Genomic DNA, 21,518 nt, shown 5'->3' with positions numbered 1-21,518 from the left:
GTATGAAGTCATAAGAAAAGAAAAACCGCCCGAAGGCGGTTTTTTTTTGCATCTAGGAAGGGTTATCAAGTGACTTTTCCAAGGGCTTGGGTGCTTGAGTTACCGCAGGTTGTTTCTCAATCCAATCTTTCAGCCATTTCTTGCGTTGAGATTCGTTATACTGCTTCCAAGTTTCAGCCGCAGACTTGTCTACGCCTTCCTCTGTCGACTCTTTCTCAATTAACCAAGGCATATCACTAAAGAAATTACCAGCCAAAGCACTATCCGCATTTAAAGAAGGAATAGAAATTACAGCATCACGACCAATATCATAGTCATCAACTCCATTTAATCCGACTTGTTTTAGATGAGCAACCGAAAGCTCCAAGTTCGCTTTACCACCAATTACACCACCAAACGGTCTTAGGCCTTTTAACCTAACTCCCGTTGGTGCAACATATTCCAAGTTAAACCTCATGCAGTACATCGTATAGTTTTTGCTCTTAGATAGTTCATTCTCTTTAGTGAGACTACCTACAGCTTCACCTATAAACTCACTCATGGCATCAACTTGTTCTCGATGGTTTTCTGAAATAGATTCAGTAAACATCCACTCTTCGTTTTTATGAACAAACTCACCAATATGATACATATCGGTGAAGTAAAGAGGACCTTTAACTGGCTTACCATCATTTCCGTCGAGCGCCAGTTGAATACACATATTCACTGCTTCCCACGACATACCCAAACGTTCATAAAGTGCTTTTTCATGACTTTCACCCAAAATCAGTACATAAATACTGGCAGGATCGTCTTTCTTTTTGTTTCCCCATGAGAAACCATCACGCCAGATATTATCAGCCGATTGGTACCATTTTCTTTCACTGAAAAAGTTCAAACCAGACGCTTTGGTGTCTATAGCCACCACTTGCTGTTTAATGCCATGAAGTATAGGGATGGTATTTTTGTCTCCCTCACTTGCCATTAAGGTAAAGCTCTCTACCATAAGGTCCTGTTCACGTAGACGCAGTTGCTGCTCTCCCAAATAGGTATCAAGCAAAACCAGTCTAGTTTCTGTACTTAAAGCGCCAATTTGCAACTCATCTTCGGCATCATCAAACTTCTGCCCCAGACTGTACTCTTGTGGTAAGTAAAAACTATGTTGCCCTTGATTCGTTCTAATTCCCAAGCAGTAACGCATATTTTGGAAGCCTCCGCCTTTTACATAGCGCTTAAAGGAATCCGCTTCTGCAAAATAGTCGCTTGGCTGACCCGATATCGCTGCTCCGGAAACTGCCATACTGAACATTGCATCAGAGAATATTAGCTTTGCTTTAGAGGTCATTGGTTTCATACCGTCGATCATCACATCACCGAAGCGGAATGAGGGAATATGCTCAATAGCAATCAACGTAGCGCCGTCATCAATCCCCTGTTGCTTGTAAAAAGCACTTATTCGCCCATCAGGATCAGCTTTGAAGTCACTAACCTTCATTGGCAACATCCAGTCACTGAAAGCTGGGCCTTTAATATTTTCGAGCCCGTCGACGCGATCGTAGCCAATAGTAACTGGTTTCGCATACTTGTTTTCTTTTTTAAGTACCAACTGCACTTTCACTTTATCGTATGGACCTAGACGACTGTTGCTAGATTGCTGAATCCAACTATCGTATGACATCCATTCCGGTTCATCACTTTCAGCATAGCGAGCTGACTGAACTAGTATTCGACAATAGCCGATTTCATCTTTCTTTAACTCACTTCCCTGCGGGTTAAATGACTCGGTAAAGTTATCAAACATCGTTTCATTTGGATGTTCAAACAACATAGTTTGTATCGGGAAGATTTGATTAAATGCACCTGCCGCTTTAAGGCTATCCCTGTTTTCGGTTATAGAGAGATGAGAAACTTTGCTATTAGTTGTTATTGGAGCAGGCCAATGATGTGCACCTTGTGGCATATTTGTCGATAATTCGATGTAGTACTCGTTATCACAACGGTTCTTCCAGTTAGCCGCTAAGGTGTTTCCTTTGATCGTATGTACAGACCAATCATCGCTCAAAATGTAATTCTCAATGTATTCCTTCACCTTGTAACGCTCAACCAAAAACCTAAACGAGATATTAGAATTCCGTTTGGTTTGAGATCCTAGGTCAGCAAGTAATAACACTAAGCCATTAATAGCAAGCGCTCGTAGTTGGTAGCGTTTTAACACCTCCTTACGAACTTCTTCGCTCTCAAGGTGAGTAATGAGTTCCTGATAAGACCTACATTCAATACCTACATCTACCTTACTGCGTCGCAAATCGTTAAGTAACTCGATATGTATTTTTGCTAGCCTTTCAAGCTCACTGACAACCTCATGGCTTTGCTTTAACTCTTCTAGGAAGGAGTCCAACATTAAACTATCAATCACTTTCACCGCAGATATTGCTGTCTTTGACCCCTCTATGGCAAGCATAAACCCTCTTGCCGCAGGAGCTATAGCAGGAATATAGGAAGCGACGTCAACGACACTGTCAAAAATCGCCATTCGCAGTGCGACTTCTGCTTTATCTTGCGCAACCATCTCAGCTTCTAGAGCAAGCCTAGAGCGTTCCATTGCATGCGAGCCATAGCGACTGGGATGAAAGAATATGTTCAGGGATTGCAGGTAAATACGGATTACAACCCGACGGTTTTGTCTTAGATTAGGGTTGTTGCGGTCGACTTTTTCACCTTGTTTGGGAACATAGACAGGTTTACTTTCACCAAAAGCGGCTACCGAAACACGACCTTCAAAAACAGGGAACTCCTTCATGAGCAGTTTTTTCGCATATTCTGCGCGCTCTGCCGATACCTGCATATTTGCTTTCTCGGTACCGACTTGGCAAGCATGCCCTTCTATCTCTACTCTAAGGTTTGGCTCATTCTCTAAAACGTTGGCAAGAGAAGCAGCAAGCTGTTTAAATATAGATGCATGATCCTTTAACTCTTTTTCACGCGAGTTAAAGGCAAATTCTATTTTTATTCCTGCGCCTCTAGAGCTATTTACGAGAATGGCGTCAATCTGATTGCCAGATTGATCACGCGCATCTTTTAAAGCCTGTTCTAGTTTTTCTTCCTGGATATGGTTAGCTGTCTTCCAAACTGGAATTTGAGCAAGGTAGTCTTTTGTAACTTCTTCTGTTCCTTGCTCTGCTTTATCAACCTTTTTATTTTGATTAACCAGCTGTTTAGCTTTTTTATACAAACTAAGTGCTGTCAGTCCCGTTCCGAAGCCATTAAAACCAACGGCTTTACCACCAGAAAGCCAAGCTTCCGCAACTCGCCCGGCAACCACACGTCGGTTACCCAGACGTGATTCTAAAGAAAGTGCTAGTGCGCTTGCCCGAGCTTCATTGGTGTTAAAAACCTTATCGTGAAATAGCGCCTTCCAACCAACACCCGCGATAGCTGGTGTGTGGAGTTCCTGCAACTTATCAAGCGCTTCTTTCGTACTGTAAATACCGTAATACAATTCGCCTGCCGCTTTCATCGCAGGCGGCATCTCGGACTTAACTGCATCCCAATACAGTTTCGAGACGTTATTAAACACCGCTTGGCGGCCATCACGGTCTAAAGTGTCTTGCAAGCTACCGCTCAGCAGCCCTGCTCCTAGCTGAGCAGACACATCTCGGATATTCTTGAGTAACGCAATACTCCTTGAAGCTGGCGTATTGGCTGTTACACCTTGTACATTACCGTGAAGGTAATGTTTCATATTTCCAAAGTACTGAGGGTATTGATAAATCAAGGATTCCTCAAGGGAGATCATATCGCCACTGACAATGGCAAATTTCCCTAACGGAGTGCTTGAAGAAAAGGTAATCTGTTCACGTAGCTCGTAAGTGTAGACTGTATCTAAGCCTTCAGAAAATTGCTGAATATGAGCGTCTTTAATGAACTGTGGAACACCATTTTTCATCTGGCTTGGAATAAATTCGACACGGATACTGTATAAGCCTTCTTTAAAATCAGCAGGATCAACGTGAAACATCGCGCATGGATATTGCTTAGCATTTTCTTCTGAATGCTCATCTTCAGGTAATGCCGCTTGTACTGAAGAGCCTATCGTTTTGTATTCCCCACCTTCTTTGGTTGAATCAAACTTTTGCAAAGTAACCGTCGCACTTTCATAGCCTTGATCAGAAAAAACCACAGCGCAACTCGCCACAACAGGTAAAACGAAGCCTTTTAGTGTCTCTCCCGATTCACTTACATCTTCATACCACTTATTATATTCTGCCTGTTCTTCGCTGAGCCCCCCGTTCGCAGCTGGTTCGTAAGGCTTAGCCAATTGTTCAATGCTGACCTCTGTCAAGGTGAGTTTTGCTTCGCTGTTTTCCAACTGGCTACTCAACTCTGCAACTTTTGTAGCTAACTCTTTGGGGTTTAACTCAGAAAGTGAAGCTATTAAAGGCAAGGGCGGAAAGCGGAAAGTGAAGGTCTGCTCACCCTCTTTGGGTAGATCCCTACCTAACGCATGAATTGTGTGCTCTGGTGTCAGGACCTCAAAAGTCCCATATTGATCGGGCTTTCCATTACCCAGTGAACATAACTTAAATTTATGGTCGGTAGCCCAAAGCTTAGGCCTATCGCTATCGGTGACGTTAAGCATCGGCACTTTCGCTAAAGGGCGAAGATTAGTCACGTCTTTATTTTTAAGCAAGCTAGGCTCTTCGTGCCAAGTTGGATAGACGTTTTTTCTACCCTCCTGAGTAGCAGGAAAATAAGCACCAAACAAATAGTAATTGGCACGCAAAGGTATCGCGTTACAGGTATCATGAGTGCTCACAGTTCATCCCCTTTAACAAAATCACCATTGTTGGCAAAGGCATTGTAAAGAGAAGAATTACTGGCACTGTGGCCCGTCCCTATTTGCTCCCATTTTAAATAAGAACCAAATTCTTTATTTTCTTTTAGTTTACTGAGGATGGCCCGTGCCGCTCCATCCCGAGCATAATTCGCATCTTTACTCAAAATCTCAAAATAGCGCAGTTTACCTACCGCTCGCGGTACGATTTCTTCTGATTGGAAGGTTCTACTTTGGGTATCAATAAGATAACGGTGCGTTCTAGTTTCGGCCCAAGAATAGCGCCCCGTTGGGCTAATTGATTTCTTACGAAAACGGGCTTCATCTGCAGAACGTGAACTATCCGGCACTATCGAGTAAAGCTCCTTTCCCGTGCGCTCATCAAAGACACCAACCCCATATTCATCGACCATATAACGCTTGCCATCATAAATCACGGAGTACTCATTAAACTCTGTGTCTACTTGCTGTTTGTCGCCTGTCGCTAAGGTGTACTTCCAGTCTTTAAACTTGTCTACGTAGTAAAGATAGCTGCTGTCTTCTGCCCATAGAAACTCTGGGTAGCCACGTGAACGACCTAGTTCAATATACTCACCCGTCTTAAGATCTTTAATTACTTTAAACATCCCTTCTGAGGCCGAATAGGCCAAAGCCAAGTAGCGATTATTTGGAGAGACACGCATTAGACGAACTTTGCCAACAAACTCATCTGCGACCAGACGTAAGTCTGTCCCATCCGTTTTGATACTCCACACTTTATCCCTTTGATCATAGTGGTCTTTCGCTTCATTTCGGGCGTTATCCCAACGAAACACTACACGTGGTAAATCATAAGAGCCTTCATTGGTGAGATCTTCACGTGGCCATTCTTTAGCTTTAAAAATAAAGTGTTTAGGTTTACCCGTCTCTTTGTCATAAATAACGTAATTGTTTTCTGTGATATAAACACGACCATCTTCCCACTGTTGAGCATTTTTTTCTGCGATTCGGTCTTGAACCGTCTGAGGTTTTGGCGCGTGTTGTTCAGGTTCCTTGGCCGATTCTTGATTACAGCCAGATAAGACCGCTAAAGTAATCAAGCATAATGTATGACGTAGATTCATCTTATATTCTCTTCGTTATCTTTCTCGATCGCGTTTAATAGTGTGACAACGCAACCCGAATAAGTTGTTTTGTTAACTTGGCTGATCTTTTTTCTTATAAGCCAGTAAATCCGCAATGGGTGTTTGAGCAAAAATGACCGTTTTATTATCTCTTTCGTGATGACTATTGCCCTGATAACCACGGAGAAGATCCACTTCTTTAACCTCTGCAGGCCAACCAGTAAAACGAATCAACCTAGAACCATTCTCTTTTTTTATACATTGGCGCAAGCACACTCGCTGCGACCAATCACCATCGCTTTGCCTTAACTCAAAGTAATCATCTGACTCGTCCAGCGTCGTATAGCCCGGATATTCGAAAACTATCTCGACAGATTTAAGTAAATACACGACCGCTACATTTTTATTTACCTGGCTTCGTAACATTGCGTATTTTTCAGGTTTTGAGGTCGCAGCACTTGGTAATACTGAGAGCAGGCGAACAGAACCGTTTCCAATTTTAAAGCTTTTCTCACTGCTGTAATGGTTAAGATCAGTGACTTTTATGGCCTTGGTTCCGGGATCACTCTCTAGTTCAGATAGTTCACTCTCGCTCAATCGTTTACTGTTATAAGCCAAATATACTTCTTGAGGCTCACCTTTAATCTTGTAAGGAAGCCATATATGCGGGAGAGGGTAACCTTGCGCGCTCCGCTTCACTGGGCTAGAAGCATTAATAGGGCTCAAATTTGTTTCAATCTTTTCTTTGATTTGTGGCTCATAGCCGGTCATGACTATCTCAACTTCTTCCTCAACTAAGTTGAACACTCGAGCCTCTCCAGAACCATTCAAAGAGCCTTCACTTACCACCTTGCCGTTCTGCACGATTTGGAAAGGCTCATAAGCGAAAACACCGCCTGTTTCAGGATTGGTCATATAGATATCGGCGTGCCTTTTGCGTCTAGAGCCTTCACGAACACTATTAATGTCCGTATCTGAAAAGTAACCATTTTCCGTAATTGCCACTTCGCGCCAAATTTTATTGTTCCAAACAACATACACGTAGCCTGATGTAAACACTTCTGCAGCTTCATCTGATTTATCGCTACTAGGGAAGTGCAGCGGAACCACAGGCACCAACACGTTATCCCACTCATCCATCTGAGTATCTTTATCAACGGGTTGCAAGTCTTCGGCGAGTTTAAGCAAAATTGGCTGAGGCTGGTCAGTGCAAGGGATTTTGATATAGAGCGTTTTGCCCTCAGCTTCGAGATCTTTAAATGTCGCGAGGCTGCGGTGTTTGTTTTCTGTATCAGCCTTGCCTACAGTCACTTTTTCTTTTTGAGTTTCCGTTTTTCCCAACATCAAACATGCCGCGTTGCTAGACCACTGCCCTGCAAACTCGACAACAATTTTTTGGTCTGGGCTTGGCTCAGAAGGTACATGCGTGTAACTGCGAACTAGAGCAACATCGTCAGTAACCTGCTTGTAACCCGCTTTAAAAACTTTGCTTTCATTCGAAGCAGATACAGAGTCAACGAGTGTTTTAAGTCTAGGGAAGCTTTGCAGCTGAGAGTCCGTCAATGGCGACCGACGAGCAACGGTAGATAATGACACCCAATTGCCTTTTCCCAATTCGATTCTTATAGCAGCTAGCAATGCGCTGGTCGTTTTTTTGGCAGAGATGGAAATCTTTTGCGCCAATTCTTTAGGGAGGTTTCTAAGGATGTCATCTGAATTTCGCAAACGCGAAAGCTGTCCTATACACTCGTCCGGTGTAAGAACATAAGATAGCTCGTTGGAGGATAGCTTCGAGCTAGGTATAAATTTGCAAACTAAATGCATTTGAATTCTCCACAACCAACATCGTAAATATGGCTGCGGTGACAATTAAGCTGATAAGGCTTACAAGTACGATTTGGTCTGCTTATCCTACTTACTTAGCCATTTATTTTCAACGAGATAGAAAAATCGCCCGAAATAAAAAACACCAAAAAAACGGTGATTTTTGCTATCAAAACATGCGATTTGACCACAATAAAAGCCAGTAACATCACCCACTCTGTCAAAATGGTAAAATCTTACTCTCTAAAAAAATTTAATTTATGGACTGAAGTTAACAAAAATCATAGTAACGTGCGCTTCAGGTAAGCACGAGGAAATTCAGAAGTTTATGAGGTGCCCTCCTCAGCAACAAACAACAAATTGACTGTTACTGAGGAAGTTTAAATAAAAAGGTGAGCGCATTACGCACTCACAAAAGTAACTGCTCTGAAGCTTGCTAGGATTAAATTTGCTTCATCGCGAGTTAAAGAGGCGAGGTATTACCCATCGACCTCATGCAGAACACTATACTCAGAGTATAGAAACGAGCGTAAATATATAATATTTAAAAAGATTTTCAACGCGACACATTCACCACAGCACCTGCCGAGCGACCATCACAATCACGTCATACACACCTAAAAGCAACATTGGCCTAGTTATTATAGTTATTCAGACTTGTATTAAGACGATTCATTAATTCGAGTAACTTATCAATAAAGGCAATTATTTTGATAAATATCACAAAAAGTCCCTAATAAATAAAGCGAGCTAAACGCTCGCTTTATTTATGCCGCATTTTTTAAAGTTTTGTTCTCACTAAAATATCGGTTGTAGACAGCACCTAAGGAGGCTGTACTTGCGAAACGATCATAGTTCAATGTTGCTTGGACCTCTTCGGCAGAGGCAGACAGCTTGTTGGTACCATTCACATAAATCGTTACGGCTCCGTCCTTCAGTCCTGAAAGATCTAAATCAGTTGTCCATGAGTCTGAAAACACGGTAGCCATGCCTGTGGCTTCTGTACCATCAGCGTCGACTGCTTTGATATCTATATACTCACCATCTTCAAACCGTTCACTGCTACCACTTACTGTCACGCTTTCCACTCCAGTAACATCGTTGATAGCATCTAGATGTATTGTTGGTGTGATTGGCAAGGAGTAAGTCGTGTTCTGGCTACCTGTATTCCCTGATAAGTCTTGGTAGTCACGAACCAGCAACGCCACATTGAGCTCTGACGTGCTTGGTACCACCACATCACCAGTCCAAACGCTTGGGTCCGCTGTTGCCACTAATGAGGTGATCGTCGTGCCACCTAACTCCGCTGCGGCGGATTGCAGATCTTTATCGAATTCCAGCGTTACCGTCACGCTTTGGCCGATGGCTTGATGCTCAGGAGTAAACGTCACGTTAGTCAGCGTTGGCAGAGACTGCGCGAGTGTAAAGCTCTGGCTTTCACTCACTTCAATGCCCGCTGAGTTCGTCCCTGTCACAATCACGGTATAAGTGCCGTTGGTTTGGTGACTAATGTCCATTGCGTCACTGGTCCAAGTGCCACCGGCTTGTACTGTCGCACTGCCGCTTTTTAGTACCGTCGCGCTGCCTTGGGCTTTCACTTCAAGACGAAGGGACTGGCCGTCAAAACGTGTCGACGTGCCTTCGAATTGTAACGTGGCGGCTTGCATTTCATCCACACTGCCCACTGGAGTGATAGCTAAGGTCGGCGTGATCGGCATGGAGTAAGCCGTGTTCTGGCTACCGGTATTCCCTGATAAGTCTTGGTAGTCACGAACAAGCAACGCCACATTGAGCTCTGACGTGCTTGGTACCACCACATCACCAGTCCAAACGCTTGGGTCCGCGGTTGGCATTAATGAAGTGATCGTTGTACCACCTAACGCCGCCGCTGCGGATTGCAGATCTTTATCGAATTCCAGCGCCACCGTCACGCTTTGGCCGATGGCTTGGTGCTCAGGAGTAAACGTCACGTTAGTCAACGTTGGCAGAGACTGTGCGAGCGTAAAGCTCTGGCTTTCACTCACTTCAATGCCCGCTGAGTTCGTCCCCGTCACAATCACGGTATAAGTGCCATTGGTTTGGTGACTCATATCCATTGCGTCACTGGTCCAAGTGCCACCAGCTTGTACCGTTGCACTGCTGCTTTTCAATATGGCAGCGCTGCCTTGTGCTTTCACTTCAAGACGCAGGGACTGTCCGTCAAAACGTGTTGACGTACCTTCGAATTGTAACGTGGCGGCTTGCATTTCATTCACACTGCCCACTGGAGTGATGGCTAAGGTCGGCGTGATCGGCATAGAGTAGGCTGTGTTCTGGCTACCTGTATTCCCTAATAAGTCTTGGTAGTCACGAACCAGCAACGCCACATTGAGCTCTGACGTGCTTGGTACCACCACATCACCAGTCCAAACGCTTGGGTCCGCGGTTGGCATTAATGAAGTGATAGTTGTACCACCTAACGCCGCCGCTGCGGATTGCAGATCTTTATCGAATTCCAGCGTTACCGTCACGCTTTGGCCGATGGCTTGATGCTCAGGCGTAAACGTCACATTAGTCAGCGTTGGCAGAGACTGCGCGAGTGTAAAGCTCTGGCTTTCACTCACTTCAATGCCCGCTGAGTTTGTCCCCGTCACCATCACAGTATAAGTGCCATTGGTTTGGTGACTCATATCCATTGCGTCACTGGTCCAAGTGCCACCAGCTTGTACCATTGCACTGCTGCTTTTTAGTACCGTCGCGCTGCCTTGTGCTTTCACTTCAAGACGCAGGGACTGGCCGTCAAAACGTGTCGACGTACCTTCGAATTGTAGCGTGGCGGCTTGCATTTCATTCACACTGCCCACCGGCGTAATAGCTAAGGTCGGCGTGATCGGCATGGAGTAAGCCGTGTTCTGGCTACCGGTATTTCCTGATAAGTCTTGGTAGTCACGAACAAGCAACGCCACATTGAGCTCTGACGTACTTGGTACCACCACATCACCAGTCCAAACGCTTGGATCCCCGGTTGCCACTAATGAGGTGATCGTGGTACCACCTAACTCCGCAGCGGCGGATTGCAAATCTTTATCGAATTCCAGCGCCACCGTCACGCTTTGGCCGATGGCTTGGTGCTCAGGAGTAAACGTCACGTTAGTCAACGTTGGCAGAGACTGTGCGAGCGTAAAGCTCTGGCTTTCACTCACTTCAATGCCCGCTGAGTTCGTCCCCGTCACAATCACGGTATAAGTGCCATTGGTTTGGTGACTCATATCCATTGCGTCACTGGTCCAAGTGCCACCAGCTTGTACCGTTGCACTGCTGCTTTTCAATATGGCAGCGCTGCCTTGTGCTTTCACTTCAAGACGAAGGGACTGGCCGTCAAAGCGTGTCGACGTACCTTCGAATTCTAACGTGGCGGCTTGCATTTCATTCACACTGCCCACTGGAGTGATGGCTAAGGTCGGCGTGATCGGTAATTCGTGAGCGGTGTTATCCTCCCCTATGTTACCAGTCAAATCTTTAAACTGACTAACAACCAAGTCGACACTTAACAGCGTAGTGCTCGGAACTTGTACATCACCAACCCAGACCTTTTTATCTGCCGTTGCGGACAGAGAACTGATGCGATTGCCGCCAAGCGTAGCGGTCGCCTCTTGGAGCTCTTTATCAAACTCAAGCGAGACACTCACACTTTGCCCCACGCTCTGATGCTCGGGGTTAAATGTCACATTAGTCAGTTTTGGTAAGGTTCCTTCAACCGCGATACTTAAGCTGCTTCCCTTTCCTGGAATGGTGTTGGTACTTTGATAGCTATTATCTTCTACCTGAATAGTGATATTTTTATCTTGTTTTTCTGGGCTGATGTAATTAACCGTCCACGTAATATTGTCTGAAGTCGACCAAGTATCTTGTTTTAACGTTCCTGTTGCACCGCTATCACTAGCGACAAGATGGACATCTGAGATATCAAAGCTCGTAACTTCTTCTGTAAAGTTAAACGCGAGCGTAATCTCTTCGCCTCCAAAAAGAGGGGCGCTTGAGGCGGTAGAGATACTTAGCCCGGGAACGGTTGCCGCTTCCACATGCGCGTCAATAGAACTTTCACTATTGTTATCCACCTTGTCTGTTGCTGCCACCGTGATCGTATGATCGCCTTTAGGTAACAAATAGCTTATGACATAAGGCCCCGCTTCGGTTGTCGGCTTAGTAATCGCTTGAGGAGCCACAGTGCTGCCACCACTCACCGCTTTTGAAGTGACGAGATTTAAATTTTTATCTGTAATGTATGCACTAATTTCTAGCTGATACTTATCGTTTGTCGGTATCTTAGAGATTTGATTAGCACTTAAGCCAGAAATACTTGGAACGTCATAATCAACAATAGACTCGATAACTTGTCCATCATAACTTTTGCCTAGTAATTCAAAGCTTGTATTCTCTCTTCCAACTGAGTCCGTCACCGTCACCTTAAGGGTATATGACCCTTGATTATCGACGGCAAAGTTCATCATTCCATTACCACTAGATGAGATAACATCACCTGAGTAACGCAAGGAATCACCGAGGCTTGGAATAAGCTCCACAGAATATTGTGAAGCTTTCACTCTTTCTCCTTCCACCGTAGATAGCGTAAACGGCTGGCTCGCCTTGGTTAAAAACAGTTTCCCACCCTGCAAACTCGTAATTCCATCGAAATCAACCGTGACTTTAGGAACACTAATATCAATGACTTTTCTGATATCAGAATACAGTCCGACGCTATCTGTCGCTTTGATGTCTACTGTGATTGAACCACGCCCCTCTAACTGAGATTTCGGTAGTTCAAAGTACGTAGATGAACCATTCCCATCCTCTACTCTTTCTTCTTGATAACTCGGGTTTAAAACCGAGTAGTTTACTTTTGCGAGGCTGCTACCAGTGTCCGTTATGTCGAAACGAAAACGAACATTATCTGGATTTGTTGGCGATTCAGTTACGATAATCTCATCGCCAACACTTGGAGGTGTGTTGTCAACTTTAATATCAACGGTCGCTTCACCGACTCTCGACCACACATCCGTTGCGGTAATAATTGTCCTGATCGTTTTTCCATCAGCATCGCTAGGAAGTTCACTCGTAAATGTTGAACACTTGTAGGTTGGGTCATCTGCACACACTTCCAATTGCGCAAACTTCTCCGGATTATCTTTATAGTTGTAGGATTCCGTTCCAAATCTGGCCATCACATTGTCTAGCCTAGAGTTTTCATACAACTTAATTCTGAATTTAGCGACAAGCTGCTGGCCATTAATGGTTGTGTTTCCGACCGGATCAGTAATTTCAACGACTACCGAACCTTTAGGTAATTCAAGCAGTAGATCATGCTCTGGCGTCAAGTTTCCTGCTAAGTCAGATACGTTTTTGATTTTGTATTCTTGAGTTGTACTCAGACCATCAATAATATCGGCGTAGGATTCAGAGTACGTACACTTGATATTTCCAACACCTTTGGCACAGGTCGTTGGTGTATAAGCTTTGTTGCCAAGATTACGAACCAACTTTGGATATTTATCTGAACTTTCAGTATTCACGCCTGATAAAGCATCATTGAAAGAGAGCTCAAATGTGAGCATCTTCTTCTTCAAAGCTTCATCAAACCAAACATCACTTCCTTTAAAACTGTATGAGTTACCATCAACGACTGTTGGTGCATCAATATCCACCATCGAAAAATTGAACTTGTTGATCGTTTCACGCCCATTTGTACCCAAGGTTTTAGTGATCAAAGTGACAGGTGCTTTCGTCATGTTTTGCCCAACATTGACACTACAACTGTAAGGTTCTTGCGATACGTTGATAACACCAGAAGTTGGTTGCTCATTAGTTGGTGGCGCATCTAGAGAGCTGTATTCTTCACGAACCCAACACTCTAACGTTTTGGCTTTGACCGCACTCAATGTAGTAAAGGTGACATCAAGAACACCATCAGATAAGTAGTTTTGGAAGTCCAGCGGACTTGCAACCGAGAGAACCACGCCTTCACGCTGTACGCTAAAGGTTTGATTTACTTTTCCAACCTTCCTGTCTTTTTCATCAAGGTAACGAACTTTGTTGTAAACCTTTATATCAAGTTCATAATTACCATCTTTGGCAATTTGTGTAGAAAGCAGCGTTGCCGTCCACGTGCCATCTGCGGCTTCTGAGAACGTAAAGTTAGTCCCGTTTTGCTCTCCAGAAAATCTATACGTTGAGTCAATTCGATCAACGCCACTGTCATCAACAATATCAAGCGTAAGTACGATATTCCCATCTTGATAGATGGTGCTGTTTGTAATTGGCGTTCCATCCGTGTAACTCATCGCTAGGGTTACCTGCGGGATGGAATTGTACACTTTAACGGTAAAATCTTGCTCACCACTGGTTAAGGTTGTGTTGCCACGAACATCAGACCCTTTTAAACGAACCTTGTGTGTACCCGTACCTAAATCACCAAGGCTCACTTTGAGATCTTCATTGATTTTTTTACCTGGAGAGCCAGGTAATGGCTCCAGATCGCTAAACGTCCAATACTCTAAGCTTTCTCGGTTTACACCATTAATTGAAATATCACCGTTTGCATTTAGGTCTAGCGCCGTTAGGTCAAAGACATAGTTTCCTAAGTAGTAGTCATTCGCATTGAAACCACTTAACCCTAATGTTGGCCCATCACGATCAAGAATAACCTTGTGCGTGTTAGAACTAGACTCAAAACCGTAAATATCGGTTGCTTTTACATACAGTGACGTGGTTTTTTCATCTTCAAAAATGTCTATTTTATCTGTGTCACTCTTAATGAGAGACATTGCAAACTCTTTAGATGAATCCGTTGGCACAATTGTCTTAATTGGCGAATCTTTACCATTTTGATACAGCGAGACTTGCTCAATGTCTGAATCGTCTATTACGGATTTAAATCGCACGTTGAACTCACGCCCGACAACATAGTTCTCTTTGGACAATGTGTCTTCAACCCAAGGCGTATTTAGGATGATTTCTGGACCTTTGTTATCGACTTGGAATGTGAATTTCCCTGTTGTACTAACATTGGCAGGGTAAGCGTTGTCCGTCGCTGTGACATAAAATTCATTCCATTCATCGTAATCAAATGCTTTTGAAACCAGTTGGACTTTGACGTCAGGTTGTTCACCAACTAGGTATGGTACGTCACACGTCTCTGTTAGAGGGTCACAGCTTTCTAATGTCAGTGCCTGACCAGACCCTCGGCGAAGATCTATTTTTACATTATTGCCGGGGCTTAACGTCCCCCAATCAATGACAGGTGTCCATTGGTTGTTACCGCCTAAACGGCTTTGAACCTGCTCACTTTTTACAATAGGAGCTTCAGAGTCGATACGAATATTGAATCTCGGAGCCGTGCTAGTTAACTCTGAAACGGAGTTACCTAAATTATCCTCTGCCGCTGCAACGACTAGCCAATCACCATCACCCGGGTAAATCGTCGCGCCTTGATTTGAACAAAGCTCCCCCGTACATAATTTGACTTTAAAGGCGTCTTTCGAGTTATTCGAAAAGTCCTCTGGTGTGTATGTGACTTTTTCACCCGTTTGCTGGTAGAAAACAAGACCTCTTGAAGAAAGCTTGTCACCCACAACATCTTCAACCTTGAAGGTCAATTCATGGGTATTTTTGGCATTTAAATAAATACCGCCTTCTACAGGTTTACCGTCGACGTCATTAGGTGGGAGGTAACTCGTTTTAGGGAAATCATTATCAATAAATACCGTTTCTATAAACGGAGCTTTGCCATCGTAACCATACGCATTGCCATGTGGGTCCATGGCACTGGTTTCCACAGCAAACTCTACAATATCTTTTAGTTCACTAGACTGAGAGTTAAGGGTAAAGAGGTACTCTTTTCGATAAGCATTGCTGTTGCCAGGGTTCTCTACAATGTTGATGTCCAGCGGTATTTCAATGTTTGGCTCACTGGCTTGATACCACATCGTGCTAAACTTCGGACCATAAGCGTCGGTTTCTACAATACCAGAAGGATCGTCTAGGACAATTTTAGAAACAACTTCACCAGCAATATAAAGCTTATTGCCAACCATCGTCTCTCGACCGCTTTCAATCGTTAATTTTGGCTGTGGAGGCAAGATATCGATACTGCTACCCTCTGTATCAAAAATGTTCTTACCATTTAAGTTAGGATTAGCCATCGAAATATCATCAGCATAGAGCTGCGCGATATTGGTCTCAATACCGTATTTGCTCGCCATGATTTCGTAATACGATTGCGCTAAATCCTTTCGATAAGTATCGGAACCGAATTGATAAGAATCGAGCATAACCTGACGTCCACCAACACCAATACCATTCGCTTTTCCATCAAAGCTCAAATCATCGTAAATAGCGGAGGCAAAATCTAATGAGTTATTTCTCGGCATTCCTTGAGCAATACTATCGATAGCTTCGACAAGAAATCGGTGTAGATAATCGTTTGATGGCTTTTCTGGAATCGCTTTGGTAGCAAGCATTTCGTTCGTTGCATAAGGCACAACCGTTGGATCAAATCCAAAGAATGAGCTGTTGTTCGTGCCTGATAACGCGTAGCGCACCTCATCAAGAATTTGAATCGCACGCTCAGAAGTTTTCTCTCCGGCAGTGACTTGATCCCACTGGAAATCAAACAAGCTAGTCTGATATGTCGATAGTTCAGTAATATAGTAAGTCTGAGAGCCATTGAGCTTAAAGTACACGCCAATATTGGCCTTGTTTAAATCAACCGTTACTTTTTTGGTTCCTGGATCTCTTTTCCATTGATAGTAGTATGGCTCGCTGCCTTCGATACCAATTAAACGAACACGCATGAAGTCATAATTCACAACATCAGTTGTGGTTTCACAACTCGCGACGTCAAGAGCCATTGATTGGTCACTTTCCAATTGTTGGATAGTGGTACAACTCGCAAGTGAAGTGAATTCACCATTTGGACTCAATCCTTCAAGTTGAGCTCGCGCACCAATAAATGGTGTCACCACTTTTATAGTTGGCAGATCAAAGCTACTTCTAAAATATACTTCTCTTGGAGTGCTTTCGTTATCAGACTCATCGACGGTTTGAATGACTAACTTTTGACTACTGTTTTCTGATACCGATTTAAAGCTGTCACCCAAAATATCTCTTACAAATGGAATGTAATAGATGACATCTTCTACACGCCCATTGCTGTCTAACAGCGTTTCGTGCGGAATTTTTGCGATGTAGTCGTCATCCGATGCGGTTGTATCAATAACTTGCTGAAGTGAGTAGTTGTTATCGTTGTTTTGGCTTACGTAGTACTTGACGACGAGCTTAAGTTTATTGGCGTTGGAGCCTAAAACCGTATCGGTATTTACGTCTGACACTTTCACACGAACATAAGGAATTTTATTCTCTTTCAACAAGTTAGCGTTGAAGTTACTAAAATCTACCCCTTTTAATGAATTCTGAATGCCTATACTCGCGTACGCATAGTCTATCTTTAGGTAATCACGGCTCGCTTGAACATTGTCTGGGGTATACGTATCTTGAGAGTAGATACCATCGTAAGTGGTTCGTTCACCATCTAAACCGACATTTACGTACGTCATTGACGCACCTTCAGGATAAGTAATCGTTTGTGCTGGCGCTTGATCGTCACGACTTACTGCATGCTGAGCGGTGCCCGTATTGCCTTTGCTATCCTTCGCTCGAACCTCAAAGACCGTCGTAGATAGGAATTCATCAGTTGGGTAAGCCTTACTAAACTCACAAGCATTTCCAGACTCTACAGTTACAGGAGAACATGTGACGTCCTCATGTAAGCCATCTTTAAATGAAATACTGACCGAACTGATCTCTTGCGAGCTTTCTTTTACAACCCCTTTCAGAACGTATTCTTTAAGTTGGTTATTAATTGCACTCGCCGATGTAATATCGATAACAGGCGCATCGTTGTCCCACTCAAAATCGATATGAAGACCCGAATGGCTGCCTGGAATTAACTCATTACCCAGTACATCCGCTGTATATAAGACTAATCGTGCTGCTGTTACGTTTGAGAGCCCTGTGGCAGGGTTCATATCTACACTATCGATCTCTTTGGTATTAATGTTAACTTTAACGTTGGTCTCTCGAAGGCCAACTTCAAAATCATCAAATTCAACCGAACAGAATGTGCTTCCAAAATCTTGTATGTCGTTACACTGAAATTCACCAGACCAAGAGCCATTAATCTGATACTGAATAAAGGCGGATACGTCTTCTACACCGATATCATCAACAATTTTTAGATCAACTTTATCGGTGCCAGCAAGTACATCACTGTCCGTACGAGTAACTATTGGCGCATCTGTATCGATATCCGTACCATCTCGCGGCGGAATGACGCCATCAGTACTGCCATATGTACCTAAGTCATTAAGCTTCTTACTAAAGTCGACATAGTCTGCGGCATCAGTACCAGAGATATTGACACTTGGATCGTTTACCACGATCAGAACATGCTGAGATAAATCACGTGTATAAATGTCGCTATTTATCTTTTTCTGTCCAAAGCTGAGGGGAGTCACTGCTCCTGAAGTCTGGCTCACTTCAAGACCATCAAGAACACCATCGGCAATAACATCCCGATATTGGATGTCAGCGAAATGCATTGAAGTGTAGACGTTATCGCTGTTGCCGTATTTTTTTATAAGATCGTAAGAGTAAGACGAGTATGCAGTTAATAAAGCGCCGTATTGATGCCCAGCACTAGCAAAACTGCTTTGCCCACCTTTGGTTATATCAATAGGTTTGGTCTCATTTACGTCAAACCCATACATGCTATTGATACTATCCAAAGCGGTTGAAAAGGCACTCTCATCTGTGGATCCTTGAGAAATTTTGTACTTTGCCAAGCCTGCTGCCAAGTTCGACAGCGGAGTAAGCATTAACTTTTGCTCACTCCCCTCTTTAAAGTTCACAACACCTTCAAATTTAAGTGTCTTCGCATTGCTCACTGATACCGTTTCATTCGTAAACGGGTCGGTATAACTCCCCTCTTTTGCAACAACAAAAAGAGGCATTGAAGACGATTCAAACTCTAGCAGATAGTTTCCGAACGCATCAGACGTCGTGTTAGCCAACTTCCGGCCTAAGTTTCCATTTTTGAATTCGAAAACCTCAATCTTTGCGCCATTTACAGGGGCGTCAAAAACCATACCAGAAATGCTTCCTTTGCTTCTAGCTGGAGGTGTGTTGTCTCCTCCATCACCACCACCACATGCACTCAATAAAAGAGATGTAAGCGTAAGACCTAATGTTAATTTCAGCGTATTTTTAGCGAACATAGTAATTTGGCAAAATATATTTTACCGAGATTATATTATTGTAAAATATTTTCTCAACGTGACAATAACACCACTTAAAAAGCCAAAAACACCAGACCAACCGTCACTTTTACTAAATTATCAAATTAAAATCATCACCTATAATTATTCACTTAGTTAAAACGGAGGAATTAGCCATACTTTAATGCTAGGTTTTGTTTAAAATATTATACTCTACGCACAACTGTCAGCCTTGATAAAGCACCAAAACTAATGACTATTTTAATAATAAAAAGGAGTGTGCGAACTCCTACCGCAACCCTTCTCACCATTGCCTTACTCATTTTTATTAGCGTGTCGCTTTCTCACCACATCCTCACTCCCATGGATAGACTGCCTACCGTTAAGCCTTTGGAGTTCAAGAATGAGGGAGTTCAAGCACCTTTTGAGGGGGGGACTCTTAGACAAAAAATCACCATAGGTGTGGTTGAGTACTCGTTTGTCGCTTCATTGTTAAAATCAGGGATAAATCAAAAAGAGATTAATTTGCTATTGGCCCTTATTAAAAGTAACTTTAATATTATTGATTCAGTTAAGAGAGATGACCATTTTATCTTAAGAACTAAGTTAAATAGTAGAAATGAAACCTATATTAGTTCTTTTTACTATTTAGGTAGTAAAACCGATTTATTTATTATCAATGATGGGCAAGGCAACATATTTGATGAGCATGGCGTGTCAATAAAAAATAAACTCCGATTTTCAGATCCCTTTGATAAAAGCTACAGAGTAAGCTCTGGCTATGACTTAAAACGAACACACCCAGTAACCAATATAACGACTCCACACTTAGGCACTGACTATGCAACACCAGTAGGCACACCGATTCGTAGTATTGCTGATGGTATCGTTTTAAAGTCTCGTTACAACCGTTTTGCGGGCAACTACATTAATATCCGCCACACAAATGGTGCGGTATCACGGTACCTACACTTATCTCAACGCCACGTCCACGTTGGCGAGAAGATCAGCCGAGGACAAGTGATAGGAAAAACGGGTAACACAGGAAGAACAACAGGGCCGCATTTACATCTTGAACTGCACATCAATGGCATTCCGGTTGATTACGAGCGATACATTCAAAAGCACCCAAACACTGACGTTAATATAGAAATGCTGATTGCAGCGAGAAAAGAAAAAGCTGAATTAACAGCGGAATGGCAACGGTATAGGCAGTCAAACCGGCAATAAAATACTTCGGTTCGATCTTTCTTCATTTATCTGAAGCGAGTCCTCGTAACCCTCTGAGCGCTTCAAGACCTGTCGCCACTTTCCAAGTTCAGGACAAAAAAGAGCCGCTATATGCGGCTCTTAATGATGCAAATCTTTGTTTACAGACCCATGAGTTAATATTTTTGTGGGCACAACTGAATGTAGCAAACTTGCTGGCACGTAACACGCTTAGACTTCAGAAAAAGCTATCATCCTCAAGCAAGAGCTTTAATGGTTCAGCATCCAACTGCTGTTGATCGCCTCTCCCTGCTCATCCAGTTTATGAATAATATAGTCGATAAATACTTTTACTTTCGCGGGCACAAACTTACGACTTGGATAGTATATATAGACACCTTGACCATCGGTTCTTTGAGGTTCAGAAACCAACATCAGCTTACCTTGCTGCACTAAGTCTCGAGCAAGATATTGGGGCATCAGAGCAATCCCTGCTCCTAAACTCGCTAAAGAGGCCATCGCATAACCATTGTCTACTGTCACTTGATGTGTAGGACTAAATTCTACTAATTGCCCATCTAAAGGCATCGTCAAGGTAAGCAAGCGCCCCGATTGTTTATAGCGGTACATTATCCATTTGTGCTGGTTAAGCGCTTCAACACTCTGAGGCCGACCAAACTTCTTTATGTACTCCGGACTGGCAAACATACCCATATCAATAGGACATAATCGCCTCGCAATCAGGTTGCTGTCATTTAGTCTCCCGCTTCGAATAGCAACGTCCATCCCACTCTCCAATATACTGGTGTATTCATCGGAAAAGCTAAGATCCAACTTCACTTCAGGGTAACGTTCGCAAAACTCTGGAATCAGCGGAGTTATATAGTTTTGCCCGAACGATAAAGGAAGGCTGACACGAAGTGTACCAAACGGAGATGCAATACTTTGATGAAGCTGCTCTTCACTACTTTTGAGCAAGTTGATGACTTCTCTTGCCGTCTCAAGGTAGTTAAACCCCGCTTCAGTGAGCTGGAGTTGACGTGTTGTACGGTGAACTAAACGAACACCCAAATCCTGTTCTAGGCGAGCAATCGCTTTACTAACAGTAGAAGGCGACTGCCCTAATTGATTCGCGACTGCTGTAAAGTTCCCTAAGTCCACAACAGATACAAACAACTTTATTAATGACAGCTTATCCATAACGCTCACAATTAATGAAAAATAATCACATCTAATATGACAGAAAAAGTATTTTTGTGT

6 protein-coding genes are annotated in these 21,518 nt (G+C 43.3%); 1 reads left to right on the top strand and 5 read right to left on the bottom strand.

Features of this window, described 5'->3' with window-relative positions; translation table 11 throughout:
* Positions 1-52: 52 nt before the first annotated feature.
* The 4 genes from L3V27_RS02000 to L3V27_RS01985 form a co-directional block, all read right to left on the bottom strand.
* Positions 53-4,795, bottom strand: a complete 4,743-nt coding sequence (locus L3V27_RS02000) for an OmpA family protein (protein ID WP_237310856.1) — start codon at positions 4,793-4,795, stop codon at positions 53-55.
* On the bottom strand, positions 4,792-5,916 hold the full coding sequence (locus tag L3V27_RS01995) for a Tricorn protease domain-containing protein (protein ID WP_151515697.1): 1,125 nt from the start codon (positions 5,914-5,916) through the stop codon (positions 4,792-4,794). The genes L3V27_RS02000 and L3V27_RS01995 overlap by 4 nt, the downstream gene beginning before the upstream one ends.
* 72 nt (positions 5,917-5,988) lie before the next feature.
* Positions 5,989-7,740 carry a hypothetical protein gene (locus L3V27_RS01990; RefSeq protein ID WP_237310855.1) on the bottom strand — a complete coding sequence of 584 codons (1,752 nt, stop codon included), beginning with the start codon at positions 7,738-7,740 and terminating at the stop codon, positions 5,989-5,991.
* Positions 7,741-8,507: 767 nt separating this feature from the next.
* Entirely contained in the window at positions 8,508-18,920 is a 10,413-nt protein-coding gene (locus L3V27_RS01985) for a tandem large repeat (protein ID WP_237310854.1), read from the bottom strand.
* 381 nt (positions 18,921-19,301) lie between these two features.
* Here L3V27_RS01985 and L3V27_RS01980 point away from each other — a divergent pair, with 381 nt between their 5' ends.
* Positions 19,302-20,279 carry a peptidoglycan DD-metalloendopeptidase family protein gene (locus L3V27_RS01980; protein WP_237310853.1) on the top strand — a complete coding sequence of 326 codons (978 nt, stop codon included), beginning with the start codon at positions 19,302-19,304 and terminating at the stop codon, positions 20,277-20,279.
* Between the two features lie 249 nt (positions 20,280-20,528).
* On the opposite strand, the gene L3V27_RS01975 is transcribed toward L3V27_RS01980, so the two are convergent.
* A complete protein-coding gene (locus tag L3V27_RS01975; protein WP_006741107.1) occupies positions 20,529-21,458 on the bottom strand; it encodes a LysR family transcriptional regulator in 930 nt (309 codons plus the stop codon).
* Positions 21,459-21,518 lie beyond the last annotated feature (60 nt).

Origin of the sequence: Vibrio sp. J2-3(2022), from assembly GCF_021725735.1 — a bacterium.
GTDB lineage: Bacteria > Pseudomonadota > Gammaproteobacteria > Enterobacterales > Vibrionaceae > Vibrio > Vibrio diabolicus.
The sequence above is the reverse complement of the archived record's forward strand: the minus strand, read 5'-3'. Positions and strand labels throughout refer to the sequence as shown.

Excerpts from the sequence above, each read along its gene's own strand:
- L3V27_RS01995 (WP_151515697.1), bottom strand. The coding sequence starts at position 5,916 with ATGAATCTACGTCATACATTATGCTTGATTACTTTAGCGGTCTTATCT.
- L3V27_RS01990 (WP_237310855.1), bottom strand. The coding sequence starts at position 7,740 with ATGCATTTAGTTTGCAAATTTATACCTAGCTCGAAGCTATCCTCCAAC.
- L3V27_RS01985 (WP_237310854.1), bottom strand. The coding sequence starts at position 18,920 with ATGGTTTTTGACGCCCCTGTAAATGGCGCAAAGATTGAGGTTTTCGAA.
- L3V27_RS01980 (WP_237310853.1), top strand. The coding sequence starts at position 19,302 with ATGACTATTTTAATAATAAAAAGGAGTGTGCGAACTCCTACCGCAACC.
- L3V27_RS01975 (WP_006741107.1), bottom strand. The coding sequence starts at position 21,458 with ATGGATAAGCTGTCATTAATAAAGTTGTTTGTATCTGTTGTGGACTTA.